Annotated in this window: 14 protein-coding genes; 1 reads left to right on the top strand and 13 read right to left on the bottom strand. The window is 68.5% G+C overall.

Translation table 11 applies throughout. From position 1 onward, the window contains the following. Positions 1–24 precede the first annotated feature (24 nt). From FGX59_RS13260 to FGX59_RS13270, 3 genes are all read right to left on the bottom strand, one after another. Entirely contained in the window at positions 25–1,551 is a 1,527-nt protein-coding gene (locus FGX59_RS13260; protein WP_138467029.1) for a UxaA family hydrolase, read from the bottom strand. Positions 1,552–1,561: 10 nt separating this feature from the next. Continuing rightward, positions 1,562–2,566 (bottom strand): alcohol dehydrogenase catalytic domain-containing protein, encoded by a 1,005-nt coding sequence (locus FGX59_RS13265; RefSeq protein ID WP_138467031.1) that lies wholly within the window; start codon positions 2,564–2,566, stop codon positions 1,562–1,564. Positions 2,567–2,712: 146 nt separating this feature from the next. Continuing rightward, complete coding sequence (locus tag FGX59_RS13270) at positions 2,713–3,675, bottom strand: aldo/keto reductase (protein WP_138467033.1); 963 nt, start codon at positions 3,673–3,675, stop codon at positions 2,713–2,715. A 106-nt stretch (positions 3,676–3,781) separates the two neighbouring features. Here FGX59_RS13270 and FGX59_RS13275 point away from each other — a divergent pair, with 106 nt between their 5' ends. Then, positions 3,782–4,603 (top strand): amidohydrolase, encoded by an 822-nt coding sequence (locus tag FGX59_RS13275; protein WP_240722431.1) that lies wholly within the window; start codon positions 3,782–3,784, stop codon positions 4,601–4,603. A gap of 109 nt (positions 4,604–4,712) precedes the next feature. Here the strand turns inward: FGX59_RS13275 and FGX59_RS13280 are convergent, their stop codons facing one another. From FGX59_RS13280 to FGX59_RS13325, 10 genes are all read right to left on the bottom strand, one after another. Further along, positions 4,713–5,507 (bottom strand): HpcH/HpaI aldolase/citrate lyase family protein, encoded by a 795-nt coding sequence (locus tag FGX59_RS13280; protein WP_138467035.1) that lies wholly within the window; start codon positions 5,505–5,507, stop codon positions 4,713–4,715. Between the two features lie 24 nt (positions 5,508–5,531). Beyond that, positions 5,532–6,347, bottom strand: a complete 816-nt coding sequence (locus FGX59_RS13285; RefSeq protein ID WP_138467037.1) for an ABC transporter permease — start codon at positions 6,345–6,347, stop codon at positions 5,532–5,534. A 2-nt stretch (positions 6,348–6,349) separates the two neighbouring features. Continuing rightward, a complete protein-coding gene (locus tag FGX59_RS13290; RefSeq protein ID WP_240722433.1) occupies positions 6,350–7,159 on the bottom strand; it encodes an ABC transporter ATP-binding protein in 810 nt (269 codons plus the stop codon). Between the two features lie 11 nt (positions 7,160–7,170). Next, entirely contained in the window at positions 7,171–8,244 is a 1,074-nt protein-coding gene (locus FGX59_RS13295; RefSeq protein WP_171060636.1) for an ABC transporter substrate-binding protein, read from the bottom strand. Between the two features lie 205 nt (positions 8,245–8,449). After that, positions 8,450–8,767, bottom strand: coding sequence for a non-heme iron oxygenase ferredoxin subunit (locus FGX59_RS13300; RefSeq protein ID WP_171060637.1), 318 nt, complete (start codon positions 8,765–8,767; stop codon positions 8,450–8,452). 1 nt (position 8,768) lies between these two features. Then, positions 8,769–9,446, bottom strand: a complete 678-nt coding sequence (locus FGX59_RS13305; protein WP_138467045.1) for a GntR family transcriptional regulator — start codon at positions 9,444–9,446, stop codon at positions 8,769–8,771. Positions 9,447–9,513: 67 nt separating this feature from the next. Then, complete coding sequence (locus tag FGX59_RS13310) at positions 9,514–9,918, bottom strand: RidA family protein (RefSeq protein ID WP_138467047.1); 405 nt, start codon at positions 9,916–9,918, stop codon at positions 9,514–9,516. 19 nt (positions 9,919–9,937) lie between these two features. Further along, positions 9,938–10,600 carry an RraA family protein gene (locus FGX59_RS13315; RefSeq protein ID WP_138467049.1) on the bottom strand — a complete coding sequence of 221 codons (663 nt, stop codon included), beginning with the start codon at positions 10,598–10,600 and terminating at the stop codon, positions 9,938–9,940. A 9-nt stretch (positions 10,601–10,609) separates the two neighbouring features. Further along, the gene (locus FGX59_RS13320; RefSeq protein WP_138467051.1) at positions 10,610–11,128 is read right to left on the bottom strand and encodes an aromatic-ring-hydroxylating dioxygenase subunit beta; all 519 of its coding nucleotides are present in this window, start codon (positions 11,126–11,128) and stop codon (positions 10,610–10,612) included. Further along, positions 11,125–12,396 (bottom strand): Rieske 2Fe-2S domain-containing protein, encoded by a 1,272-nt coding sequence (locus tag FGX59_RS13325; protein WP_138467053.1) that lies wholly within the window; start codon positions 12,394–12,396, stop codon positions 11,125–11,127. Before FGX59_RS13325 ends, FGX59_RS13320 begins: the two co-directional genes overlap by 4 nt. Positions 12,397–12,433: the final 37 nt, after the last annotated feature.

Below are 12,433 nucleotides of genomic sequence, written 5' to 3' on the forward strand. Positions count from 1 at the left end.
TCTCCTCCCTTGGCCGTTGCCGTCTCACATCACGGCGCCGAGCTGCCAGGGCACGAATTCCACCGCCCCGAAGCCCTGCGCCTCGCTCTTGCTGGGCCGGCCCGAGGCCAGCGCCAGCAGCGCCTCGAATATCTCCCGCCCCTTCTCCTCGATCGGCACGCCCTCGAGGATCGCGCCGCAGTCGATGTCCATGTCGGGCTCCATCCGCCGCCACAGATCGGAGTTGGACGCGATCTTCAGGCAGGGCACCGGCTGGTAGCCCGAGACCGAGCCGCGCCCGGTGGTGAAGGCGATCAGGTTCGCCCCCGAGGCGGTCTGGCCGGTCACCGAGCAGGGATCGTAGCCGGGGCTGTCCATGAAGGCGAAGCCCGGCCGCGTCACCGGCTCGGCGAAGCGGTAGACCCCCGAGAGCGGCGCGCGCCCGGCCTTGGCCACGGCACCGAGCGACTTCTCCAGGATCGTGGTCAGCCCGCCGCGCTTGTTCCCGGGCGAGGGGTTGTTGTCCATCTCGCCGAAATTCCGTGCGGTATACGCTTCCCACCAGTCGATCAGCTCGACAAGCCGCTGCCCTGTCGCGGGGTCGGCAGCGCGTCGCGTCAGCAGATGCTCGGCGCCGTAGATCTCGGAGGTCTCCGACAGGATCGAGATGCCGCCCTGCGCCACCAGCAGATCCGAGGCATGTCCGAGCGCGGGATTGGCGGTGATCCCGGAATACCCGTCCGAGCCGCCGCACTGCATCCCCAGGACCAGACCGGAGGCCGGCAGCGGCTCGCGCCGCGCCCGGTCCGCTTCGGCCGCCAGCTCGCGCAGGATCGCCAGGCCGCGCTCCACCGTGGCGCGGGTGCCGCCCTCGTGCTGGATCGTCATGTAGCGGAAGCGCGCCCGGTCGCCGAGCGCCTGCCGCCCGGCCAGATCGGGGATCTGCATCACCTCGCAGCCGAGCCCGATCATCAGGATGGCGCCGAAATTCGGGTTGCGGGCATAGCCCGCCAGCGTGCGGAAGAGCGTGTCGTAGCCCTCGCCCTTGCCGGACATGCCGCAGCCCGAGCCATGGGTCACCGGCACGATGCCGTCGATCCCGGGGAATGCCGCAAGCAGGTCCTCGCGCGCCGCCGCCTCGGCGATGAAGCGCGCCACCGAGCCCGCGCAATTGACCGAGGTCAGGATGCCCAGGTAGTTGCGCGTCCCCGATTGCCCCGAGGGGCGGCGGTAGCCGAGGAACTCCGCCCGGGCCGCCGCCGCGGGCAGCGGCACTGCCTCGCTGCCGAAGCCGTAATCCTGCCGGTGCGCGCCCATGCCGAGATTGTGGGAATGGACATGCGCGCCCGCGGGCACGGGCTGCGTCGCCACGCCGATGATCTGGCCGTACTTGCGCACCGGCGCGCCCGGCGCAATCTCCGCCGCCGCGATCTTGTGCCCGGCCGGGACCGGCTCGGCCGTGCGGAGCCCGCCGCCCAGCGGCACCCCCGCCGGGAGCGCATCGAGCGCCACGAGGATATTGTCGCTCTCGTGCAGGCGGAGCACCGCCCGGTTCTCGGTGATTGCCGTCATGTGCCTGTCCTCAGGGGGTCACCAGGACCTTGATGATGTCGTCTCGTGCCGCCGCCAGGGCGGGCAGCCTTGCAGGCAGCTCGGACAGCCGCAGCCGCTCCGTGGCGATCCCCGCCACCGGCACCTCTCCGGCCCGCATCGCCGCCATGACCCGCTCGAAATCGGGCTTCAGCGCGTTGCGGCTGCCGATGATCCGGGCCTCGCGCTTGTGGAATTCGGCATCCTCGACCCCGATCCGCCCCTTGACCACGCTGACCAGCACCAGCGTGCCGCCATGGGCGAGATAGGAGATGCCCGCCTCGATCGAGGCGGCGCTGCCGGTGGCGTCGAAGACCGTGTCGAACCCCTCTGCCAGCGGCCCCGAGAGCATCTCCGGCCCCGGCTGGTGCAGCCGCTCGAAGCCGAAGACCCGCTGCGCCGCCGCGAGCCGCGCCGGGCTGAGATCAGCCAGATGGACCTCGGCCCCGGCGAGCCGGGCAAAGAGCGCGGAGCCGAGCCCGATCGGCCCCGCCCCGGCCACCAGCGCCAGATCGCCCGGCCCGACGCCCGAACGCGCCACCGCATGGGCGCCGATCGCCAGGAACTCGACCATCGCCGCGGCCCCGGCATCGAGCCCGGTGGCGGGGTAGAGATTGGCCGAGGGCACCGCGATGCGCGCGCACATGCCGCCGTCGCGATGCACGCCCAGCACCTCGATCCGGCTGCAGCAATTCGGCCGCCCGCGGCGGCAGGCACGGCAGCTGCCGCAGGAGAGATAGGGATTGACCACGCAGAGCTCGCCGTCGCGCGGTCCGCCGCGGACATGGCAGGACAGCTCGTGGCCGATCACCCGCGGATAGTCGAGGAACGGGTGCTTGCCCTCGAAGATATGGTAGTCGGTGCCGCAGATCCCGATCGCGGCGACGTCGCAGAGCTCCCAGCCCTCGGGCACCTCCGAGGGCATGGCGCGCTCCAGCGCGGCGAACCGGCCCGGCGCCTCGCAGACCCCGGCCAGCATCATCCCCCCGGCGCTCATCTCCGGCCCCCCGGTGCGGTCGTCTTCGCAGGCATGGCCAGCATCTCCTCCCGATCTGTACAAAATAATTACAAACAATAAGTCACGGGCCGGGTCCGGCGTCAACCGTTCTTTATCATAAAAGACCGTTCGTCGCGGGTTCCATCTCAGGCCAGCAGCCGCTCCGCCCCCGCGGGCAGCCCGGCGGCAAGCAGGGCAAGGTTGCGGGCGAGCTCCTCCGGCGAGGCCGTGCCGAGAAGTACGCTGGCCGCGGCCGGATGCGACGCGGCGAAGGCCAGCGCCGCCGCCGGGAGCGTCGTGCCCGCGGCCTCCGCCGCCGCCTGCAGGGCCGCCACGCGGTCGAGCACCTCGCGGGGTGCCGGGCCGTAGTCATGGCGCGCGCCCGGAACCGGCCCGGTGGCGAGGATGCCGGAATTGAACACCCCGCCGAGCACCAGCGCCGTGCCCTCCGCCCGGCAGCGCGGCACCAGTTCGGCCTCGGCGCCGCGGTCGAGCAGGGTCAGCCGCCCGGCCAGCAGGATGACATCGAGCGGGCCGTGATCCATCACCTCGAGGCAGATGCCGCATTCATTGACCCCGAGCCCGAAGGCCCCGATCCGCCCGGCCGCGCGCAGCCGCACCAGCCGCTCGTAGCCGGAGCCGAGGAACGCCTCCAGATGGGCGGCATGGGCCGCGCCATGGGTGTGCCGTCCGAGATCATGGACATAGGCGATCTCCAGCCGGGTGCGGCCGAGGCGGGACAGGCTCTGCTCCAGGCTCTCCTCCAGCCCGTCGCCGGAATAGTCGTAGCGGGCCGCCATCTGCAGCGGCGCGACGAAGCCGTCGGCCTCGGCGATCGGCTCCGGCGCGGGCGAGAGCACGCGGCCGAGCTTCGAGGAGACCACCGCGTCCGGATGCGAGGCGAGGAAGCGGCCGAGCCGCAGCTCGGAGAGGCCGCGGCCGTAATGCGGGGCGGTGTCGAAATAGCGGATGCCCGCCGCCCAGGCGGCCTCCAGCACCGCTCCGGCGGCGGCGTCGCTGACCGCGCGGTAGAGATTGCCGATGCTCGCGCAGCCGAATGCCGCGGCGGTGACCGGGATCCCGGCCGCGCCGATGCGGGTAACCTTCATGATGCTCCTCCAAGCTCGGGCCGGCACGGCTCGCCGCCGGTTGACAGCGCCGCCCGCCCGCTTTTATGTTTCTTATTATAAAAAACATGTCAATGGAGAAGGTCCCGTGCTCATCGACGCCCATCAGCATTTCTGGCAGATCTCGCGCGGCGACTATGGCTGGATGGATGACAGCGTGGCGCCGATCCGCCGCGATTTCCTGCCCGGCGATCTCGCCCCCCTGGCCGCGGCGGAGGGGGTGGCGGGCAGCGTGCTGGTGCAGGCGGCGCCGAGCCTCGACGAGACGCGCTTCCTGCTCGGACTGGCCGAGCGCACGCCGATGGTTCTGGGCGTCGTCGGCTGGATCGATCTGGAGGGCGACGCCGCGGACCAGCTGGGCGCGATCGCGCATCCGCTCCTGAAGGGCATCCGGCCGATGCTGCAAGACATTCCCGAGACCGGCTGGATCCTGCGGGAGAAGGTGCTCGACGGGCTGGAGGCGGTGCGCCGCGCGGGGCTGAGCCTCGACGCGCTGGTCACGCCGCGGCATCTGGAGGCGATCGACCGGCTGGCGGCCGCCCTGCCCGGCCTGCCAGTGGTGATCGACCATTGCGCCAAGCCGCTCTTCTCGGATGGCGATCCCGGCGCGGCCTGGCGCGCGGGCATGGACCGGCTGGCGGCGCATCCGCAGATCGCCTGCAAGCTCTCGGGACTGGCGGGGGAATACGGGCCGGGCTGGGGCGGCGCCGCGCTGGCCCCGGTCTTCGGCCATGTGCTGGCCGCCTTCGGGGCGGAGCGGCTGCTCTGGGGCAGCGACTGGCCGGTGCTGGAGCTTTCGGGGCGCTATGGCGACTGGCTCGGCACGACCAGGGCGCTGGCCGCGGATCTGCCCGCATCGGCGCAGGCGGAGATCTTCGGCGGCACGGCCCGGCGGGTCTACCGGCTCTAGCCGGCCGCCCGAAAGGCGCCTCCGCAGGCGGCCTTGCCCCGCGCTCCCGTCTGCAGGAACGGCCCGCCCCGTGGCCCCGGACGGGCAACGGGACGGGCCGGGATGCGGGTCAGAACCAGCGCTTCTCGAAGCTGCGGCCGCCGAGCTCGGCGAGCATCGGGCGCAGCTGGCGGGACATCATGCCGACATCCGAGCCGAGCCCGACCATGCGGAAGCCCTGCTCGAGCCGCATCATCAGATCGGCATTGTCCATCGCCATGATGCCCGAGGCGATGCCCTTCTTCCCGGCCTTCTCCAGCACGGTCAGGATCTCCTCCGCGACGCCCGGACCCTCCCATTCGCCGAGATAGCCGCGGCTGGAGGACAGGTCCGCCGGGCCGAGGAAGACCGCCTCGAGCCCTTCGACCTCGAGGATGCTGTCGATATTGTCGACCGCGTCGCCGAGCTCGATCAGCGGGATGACCATGCATTCGGAATTGGCCATCGCCAGGTATTCCTGCAGCTTCAGCCCCCAGCGCAGCGAGCGCTCGCCGCCGATGCCGCGCTGGCCGCGCGGCGGGTAGCGGCCGAACTGCATGCCGAGCTCCAGGTCCTCGGCGGTGCGCACCAGCGGCAGCAGCACGCCGTCGGCACCGAGATCGAGCACGCGCTTGATCGCATCGACGGTGATCGCGGGGACGCGCACCAGGACGGCCGTGTCGCTGCCCTTGGCGGCGCGCAGATGCTCGGTCACGTCCTTGTAGTCGAGGTTGCCATGCTCCATGTCGAGCGTCACCCAGTCGAGCCCGAGCTCGGCGGCCAGTTCGGTCACGGTGGCGCAGTCCATCGTCACCCAGAGGCCCTTGCAGGGATCGGCGCCCTGCAGCTTGGGCCGCAGCGGGTTGGAGAAGTCGTTGAGAGGCATTGTCTCAGGTCCGTTTCTTGGAAGTTATCTCTTGCGGTGCGTCCAGAAGACGACGCGGGCGCCGGCCATGCGCAAAAGCAGGTTCAGCACGGCGGAGATGCCGCCGAGCAGCAGCAGCAGCGCGAAGACCGAGGCGAGGTCCAGCGCGTAGTTGGCCTGCAGGATCAGCACGCCGATGCCCTTGCGCGCGCCGACGAACTCGCCGACGATGGCGCCCGTCACCGACAGGACCAGCGCGGCGGAGAGGCCGGCGAAGAGGTAGGGCAGCGCCGAGGGGATCAGCACCTGGGTCAGGATCTGCACGCGCGAGGCGGCGAGCGCGCGCATCAGCTCGATGCGCTCGTGCTCGGTGGCGCGCAGCCCGGCGAGCATGTTCACGAGCACCGGGAAGGCCGCGACCATGGCGACGATCGCCACCTTGGCGCCGTAGCCGAAGCCGAACCAGACGATCATCAGCGGCGCGATGGCGATCTTCGGCATCGACTGCAGCGCGACGATATAGGGGAAGACCAGCCGGTCGAGCACCGGCCAGAGCACCATCACGATGGCCAGCGTCATGCCGATCGCGGTGCCCGCGGCGAAGCCGCCGAGGATCGAGCTGGTGGTGGCGGCGGCGGCCTCGACATAGTCGCCCGAGGCGAGCCCGTTGACGAGCGCGCGCACCACCGAGGCGGGATCGGGCAGCACGTAGCCCGGCACGTCGAAGATCGCGACCGACAGCCACCAGACGGCGATCAGCACGACGGCGGGGATCAGGTACTGGCTGCGGTAGCGGAGCCAGTGCGCGACGCGGGGCGAGAAGACCGGCGCAGGCGGGTTGGCGGCGTGGTCGGCAGGCATGGTCAGTGGTCTCCCATTTCCGACGCGCCGAGCAGGCGGCGCAGTTCGACGGTCAGGTCTGCAAAGGTGTCGCTGGCCATGTGCTCCAGCCTGCGGGGCCGCGGCAGCGGGTTGTCGATCACTTTCAGCACCTTGCCGGGCCGGCCGGTCATCACCACGATCTTGGTGGAGAGGAACACCGCCTCGGAGATGCCGTGGGTGACGAAGACGACGGTCTTCTGCTGCCGCATCCAGATCGACTGCAGCTCGAACATCATCTTCTCGCGCGTCAGCGCGTCGAGCGCGGCGAAGGGCTCGTCCATCAGCAGCGTGTCGGGATCGTGCAGGAGCGACCGCGCGATGCCCGCGCGCTGCTGCATGCCGCCCGAGAGCTCCCAGGGATAGCGGTCGCCGAAGCCCTTGAGCCCGACCATTTCCAGGAGCTCGTCGGCACGCACGCGCGCCGCCTTCATGTCCTCGCCCGCGACCCGCGCGGGCATGGCGACATTCTCGCGGATATTGCGCCAGGGCAGCAGCACCGGCGCCTGGAAGACCATGCCGAAGTCGCGGGTCGGCTTCTCCACCGGCTTGCCGCCATGCAGCACGCGGCCCTCGGTCGGCATCTGCAGCCCCATCAGCAGGCGCAGCAGGCTCGACTTGCCGCAGCCCGAGGGGCCGACGATGGTGACGAACTCGCCCTCGGCGATGTCGCAGGAGAAATCCTCGATCGCCGTGACCCCGGCCTCGCGGCTGCCATAGGTCAGGCGGATGTCCTCGAGCCGGATCGACCGGTCCCCCATGGGGGAACCGGCTTCGGGAACGGCCCTGAGCATGGCCGCGCCCCTCATTCCGCCGCTGCCTTTTCGGCGATGGAGAGGTCGACCTCGTTCACCGCGTCGATCAGCTCGTTGGTGTAGAGCGAGGAGACGAAATCGCCGAGCGCGTCCTCGTTCTCGAAGCTCGCCGCGATCGGGCCGAACTCCATCAGGCCGGTCCAGGTCTCGTCGGTCATCCGGCCCCAGTCGCGGGAGGTGTCCTTGTAGTCCTTCCAGATGTCGGCGGTGCGGGTGATGTAGGTCACGCCCTGGCTCAGCGCCTCTTCCTCGGAGATGCCCGCGGGCTTCGAGACATAGTCCCAGAAATAGCGGGTGGCCGCCTCGGGGTTGATCTCCATGAAGGTCTGGTTCAGCACCACGCCCTCGAGCGCGCGGGTGGCGACATCGGGATGCTCGGCGAGGAATTCCGTGTTGGCGACGATCACGCCCGAGGGCTCGTCCGGGGCGTAGTAGTCGAATTCGGCGCCGAGGATCTCGAGCGCGGCGGAGAGCCCGCGGGAGAAGCTGATCGCGTCGACCTCGCCGGATTTCAGCAGCGAATAGGCCTGCGCGCCCGAGCCGATGGCGACGATCTCGTAGTCATCCTCCGAGAGGCCCTCCTTGGCGAGATAGGCCTTCGACCACGGCACGGCGCCCGAGGAGAGGCTGAGCACGCCCAGCTTCTTGCCCTTCAGATCGGCCGGGCTGGCAAGGCCGGTGCCCTTGGGGATGGCGATCGAGTAGATCGGCGCGATGTCCTGCAGGAAGACCGCCTTGACCGGCAGCTCGGGCTGGCTCTTCTTGGCGGCGATCAGCGCGGAAAGGCCGATATGGGCCATGTCGACATCGCCCGAGGCGACAAGCTGCACGGCGGCGGCAGAGCCCTGGATGCGCTCGACATCGGCGTCGAGGCCGAGATCCTCGTAGAACCCGGCGGGGATGCCGAGGAAGATGAACCCGTGATAGGGCAGCACCGTCGAGCTCGGCAGGGCGAAGGTGACGTCGTCCAGGTCGGCGGCCGAGAGCGGCAGCGCGGCCATCGCGGCCAGGGCGATCCCGGCAGCGCTGCCGGTGAGGCGGGATTTCAGTAAGGTTGCAAACATGTCGCGGCTTCCCTGTTGGAGGTGGCATTGTGGGACTTTGTCCCGGTTCCGGCCTCTTGGCGGGCCTTTGGCTCCGGCTTGCCCGGGGCAAGGGCAAGCCGGTGTCCTCGTCCGCATGGGGCGATGCGGCCGGGACGTCTCCTGCGGCTCTGGGGCCGCACAGTGCGGAAGCAGGGGTGTCCGTGTCCCTCAGGCGGGAGGCGGATCAGACCCTGACGTAGATGGCGCCGTCGCGTTCCTCGGTCGCGAAGACCGGAAGCGGCTTGTCCGTCGGCGCGTCGACCGGTTCCCCGGTCTTGATCGAGAACAGCGCCTGGTGCAGCGGGCATTCGATGCAGTCGCCGTCCAGGTAGCCCTCGGTCATGATGGCATAGGCGTGGGAGCAGATGTTCGAGGTGGCGTAGACCACCCCCTCCACCCGGTAGAGCGCGACCTCTTCCTCGCCGACATTGACGGAGGTCATGCCGCCTTCTTCCAGCGCGGCGCTCTCGAGCACCTTCACCATTTCGCTTGTCTGTGTCATCTCATCTGTCCTCGTCTGCCGTGAGCGCGGGGGCTCTGAGTTTGTCGAGAAGCCGCCTTGCGGTGCGGCTGCAATGGACGGCGCAGAGCTCTCCGACGAGCTCGGCATCGCCGGAGCGGAAGGCCGAGACGATCTCCTCGTGGTCGCGGGTGGCTTCGGCGACATCGCCGGTCACCGCCAGCTCCACCCGGACATAGGGCTCCACCTGGTCGCGCAGCTGCAGGGCGATCCGCTGCAGCCGGGGGCGGTTGCAGCATTCCAGGATGCGCTCGTGGAAGGCGCGGTTCAGCTCGCACCAGCGCGTCATCCCCTCCTGCTCCAGCGGATTGGTCTCCGCCATGGCGGCCAGCAGCGCCTCCAGCGCCTCGGCATCGCCGGACTTCTGCATCCGCGTCGCGATCTGGCCGGCCTGGCCCTCGATCACCGTGCGCAGGTCGAAGATCTCGGCGATCTCCTCGGGCTCCAGCGAGATCACCGCATAGCCACGGCGCGGCCGCAGGATCAGGAAGCCCTCGGCCTCGAGCTTCGAGAAGGCCTCGCGCAGGGGCACGCGGCTGGTCTCGAACTGGCGGGCGATGTCCTCCTGGCGCAGCACCGATCCCGGGGCGTACTGCCCGGAGAGGATCCGCTCGCGGATCTCGCGGTAGAGCGTGCCTGCGACAAGCTGGTTTCCGTCCATGGGACCTCCGGCGGTCAGGGTTTCGACGAGGGACGGGGCGTCGGGAAAAACCCCCCGTCCCTGCCTGTCATATCGCCACGACGGCTTCCACCTCGAGCTTGAACTCGGGCTTCACCAGCCCCTGCACGATCAGGAGCGTGTTCGGCGGGAAGATCCCCGAGGGGTACCATTGCGGGAAGTCCGCGGCGCGCTTCTTCATGAAGGGGTCGATATGGTCGCGCGAGGTGACGAAGGTGGTGAACTTGACCACCGAGGCCATCGTGCCGCCGAGACCCTTGATGACGCCTTCGAGATTGCCGAAGACCTGGTCGAACTGCGCGTCGAAGTCGTCCGCGCCGACGATGTCGCCGGCCGCGTTGACGGAAAGCTGGCCCGCGACGAAGCGGTAGGCCGAGCCTTCGAGATGGCCGACCGAGGTATAGAGCCCCTGGGCCGGGACCGAGCCCGGCGGATCGATATAGGCGATATTCATGTGTCTTGGTCCTTGGTCGTCAGTCGATGAAGGTCGGCTCGGGGATATTGAGCACTTCGTAGAGCGATTTCGGGCCCTCGAAGATGGTCAGCCAGTAGTCCTCGGTCTTGCGGAACTCGGTGACCTTGGCGAAAATCTCCTCTTCCCATTCCAGCGGCACGACGGTGATGCCGTCCATGTCGCCGAGGATCAGGTCGCCGGGCTTCACCGTCAGGCCGCCGCAGGCGATCGGCCGGTCCATCTCGCCGCCGAAGGCCTTGTGCGGGCCCTTCGGCGTCACGCCCTTGCAGAAGATCGGATAGCCCAGATCGATGGATTCCTTGATGTCGCGCACCGCGCCGTCGATCACGAGGCCGCCGAGCTTGCGCTTGATGCCTTCCAGCGCGGTGACGCCGCCGAACATGGCGACCTCGCAATTGCCGCCGGCCTCGGCCACCACGACCTCGCCCGGACGGGCATGGGAATTGGCGTAGTGGATGATCGAGTTGTCGGCATGGATCGCGCGCACGGTGCGGGCCTGGCCGCAGATCCGCATGGAGCGGTCGAGCGGCTTGATGTCATGGCCCATCGCCTGGCCGCGGTTCATCATGTCCGAGGCCGAAGCGGTGTTGACCTTGGACCAGGCTTCCAGCCGTTCGGGCGAAAGCTGGCGGAACTGGGACTTGTAGATATTGTATGCCATCGGATTTCCTTAGAGCGGGACCGCGATCAGGTTCGGGACGGAGAAGGTGTCGAGCACGACCACGCGCGAGCGCAGGCGCGGCCCGGCATCGGTCATGACGATCTTGTCTTCATAGTGACCGGCGACGAAGAGCTTGGAGAAGCCTTCCAGCGACGACTGCACGATCATGAAGTTGGTGCGCGCCTCCAGGATCCCGTCCTCGTAGGACAGGTACTGGGTGCCGTTCAGGAAGTGCCGGTCCCAATGCGGGTTGTACTTGCTCGACACGTCGAGAACCATCAGCCGGTCCTTGATGACATCGAGCGAATTGCAGCGGATGACCGCCGCGCCATAGCCCACTTCGAGGTTCTCGCGCGGGATCACGTGATATTCGGCGGTTTCGTCGAAGCACTCGATCCAGGCGTCCAGCTCCATCCGGTCCAGGTGGACCGTGCTGTCCATGATCAGGTCGGCGGCTGCCTGGCGCACCTCCATCGGGATCGACCGGTCGGTCTTGCGCGCGGCGGGCTTGTCCATCAGGTCTCTCATTGTTCGGCTCCTTCCGGGGCAAAGCCCATGAGCTGCGCGTAATAGGCCCAGAAGCCGCGGATAGTGACTTCGTTCACGCGGGTGTCGCGGTCGCCGATCTCGCCGATGCCGCCCATCTCGATGACGGCCATCTCTTCTTCCGCGGCGGATTTCGTGGTGCGGTGCACCATTTCCAGCGCCTCGCCGTCCTCCATGGAGATCAGGCCCGCCGGGCCCACCATGTTGGCCTGGTTCAGCCGGTGCTGGACCATTTCCTCGCTGTCGTCCTCGTAGGCGTAGAGCACCCAGGTCAGCTCGAACGCGTCGACGCCCAGGGTGCGGATCTTGCGCATCGCCAGGGTGTTGCCGATCTGGTGGAAGAAGCAGTTCGGGAAGACGTTCATCACGCGGGTCGACATGCCGAACGGGTTCTCGTCGATGATGTTGACCATCGAGTAGTCGTTCAGCCCGGCGATCTCGCCCTTCTTCACGCCGTTCTCGATATAGGCCTTCAGAGCTTCCTCGTCGCTGTCCGATCCCTTGTACTGGAAGAGGATCGAGTGGCGGTGCTTCTCGTCCATGTAGCCGCCCGCGACCTGGGTCAGGCGCGACAGGCCGAAGGTCCGGTTGAACTCGTGCAGGAGCGAGCCGTGATAGGCGTCCTTGATGTTCTCCGGATAGAGCTTCCAGTTGGCGTTGATCCGCTGGCGCTGGTAGCCGAGCACCTTGACGGGACGGTTGAACATCTCGCCGACATGCTTGGTGAAGAGCGGGCCGAGATACTCTTCGATCGGCTCCATGTCGTGATGGAAGGTGCCGAAGATCACGCCGTTGAAGGACGTGACGCGCACCTTCACCAGGTTGTGGTTCTTCATGTCGAAGCAGGCGGGCATGCCGCCCTTGCCATTGGCGCCGCGGCGGAAGGGAACGCCCTTCAGGTCGCCTTTGCGGTTGTAGAGCCAGGCATGGTAGATGCAGGTGTGCTCTTTCGCGGTGCCCCAGGGCTCGCGGACGATCTCGGCGCCGCGATGCGCGCAGCGGTTGACGAAGGCGTAGAGTTCGCCGTCGTCGTCGCGGTTCACCACCACTGGCGTGTCGCCGACATGGCAGACGCGGAAGTCGCCCGGATTAGGGATCTCGGCTTCCAGGCAGAGCACGTTCCAGCAGCGGCCCCGGAAGATCTTCTCCTGCTCCAGCTGGTAGATCTCGGGGTCGTGATAGATCGAATACGGCACGCGGGAATAGTCCTTGCGCGGCCAGTTCACCTGAACACTGGCGAAGTCCTTCATAGCATCGGAGTCCTTTGGCTGTCGGTCGGCAGCTCTC

It is taken from the genome of Poseidonocella sp. HB161398, assembly GCF_005870025.1.
GTDB lineage: Bacteria > Pseudomonadota > Alphaproteobacteria > Rhodobacterales > Rhodobacteraceae > Mangrovicoccus.

Bases quoted from the DNA above. Each gene is read 5' to 3' on its own strand.
- FGX59_RS13260 (WP_138467029.1), bottom strand. From the start codon at position 1,551: ATGACGGCAATCACCGAGAACCGGGCGGTGCTCCGCCTGCACGAGAGC.
- FGX59_RS13265 (WP_138467031.1), bottom strand. From the start codon at position 2,566: ATGAGCGCCGGGGGGATGATGCTGGCCGGGGTCTGCGAGGCGCCGGGC.
- FGX59_RS13270 (WP_138467033.1), bottom strand. From the start codon at position 3,675: ATGAAGGTTACCCGCATCGGCGCGGCCGGGATCCCGGTCACCGCCGCG.
- FGX59_RS13280 (WP_138467035.1), bottom strand. From the start codon at position 5,507: ATGCCTCTCAACGACTTCTCCAACCCGCTGCGGCCCAAGCTGCAGGGC.
- FGX59_RS13285 (WP_138467037.1), bottom strand. From the start codon at position 6,347: ATGCCTGCCGACCACGCCGCCAACCCGCCTGCGCCGGTCTTCTCGCCC.
- FGX59_RS13290 (WP_240722433.1), bottom strand. From the start codon at position 7,159: ATGCTCAGGGCCGTTCCCGAAGCCGGTTCCCCCATGGGGGACCGGTCG.
- FGX59_RS13295 (WP_171060636.1), bottom strand. From the start codon at position 8,244: ATGTTTGCAACCTTACTGAAATCCCGCCTCACCGGCAGCGCTGCCGGG.
- FGX59_RS13300 (WP_171060637.1), bottom strand. From the start codon at position 8,767: ATGACACAGACAAGCGAAATGGTGAAGGTGCTCGAGAGCGCCGCGCTG.
- FGX59_RS13305 (WP_138467045.1), bottom strand. From the start codon at position 9,446: ATGGACGGAAACCAGCTTGTCGCAGGCACGCTCTACCGCGAGATCCGC.
- FGX59_RS13310 (WP_138467047.1), bottom strand. From the start codon at position 9,918: ATGAATATCGCCTATATCGATCCGCCGGGCTCGGTCCCGGCCCAGGGG.
- FGX59_RS13315 (WP_138467049.1), bottom strand. From the start codon at position 10,600: ATGGCATACAATATCTACAAGTCCCAGTTCCGCCAGCTTTCGCCCGAA.
- FGX59_RS13320 (WP_138467051.1), bottom strand. From the start codon at position 11,128: ATGAGAGACCTGATGGACAAGCCCGCCGCGCGCAAGACCGACCGGTCG.
- FGX59_RS13325 (WP_138467053.1), bottom strand. From the start codon at position 12,396: ATGAAGGACTTCGCCAGTGTTCAGGTGAACTGGCCGCGCAAGGACTAT.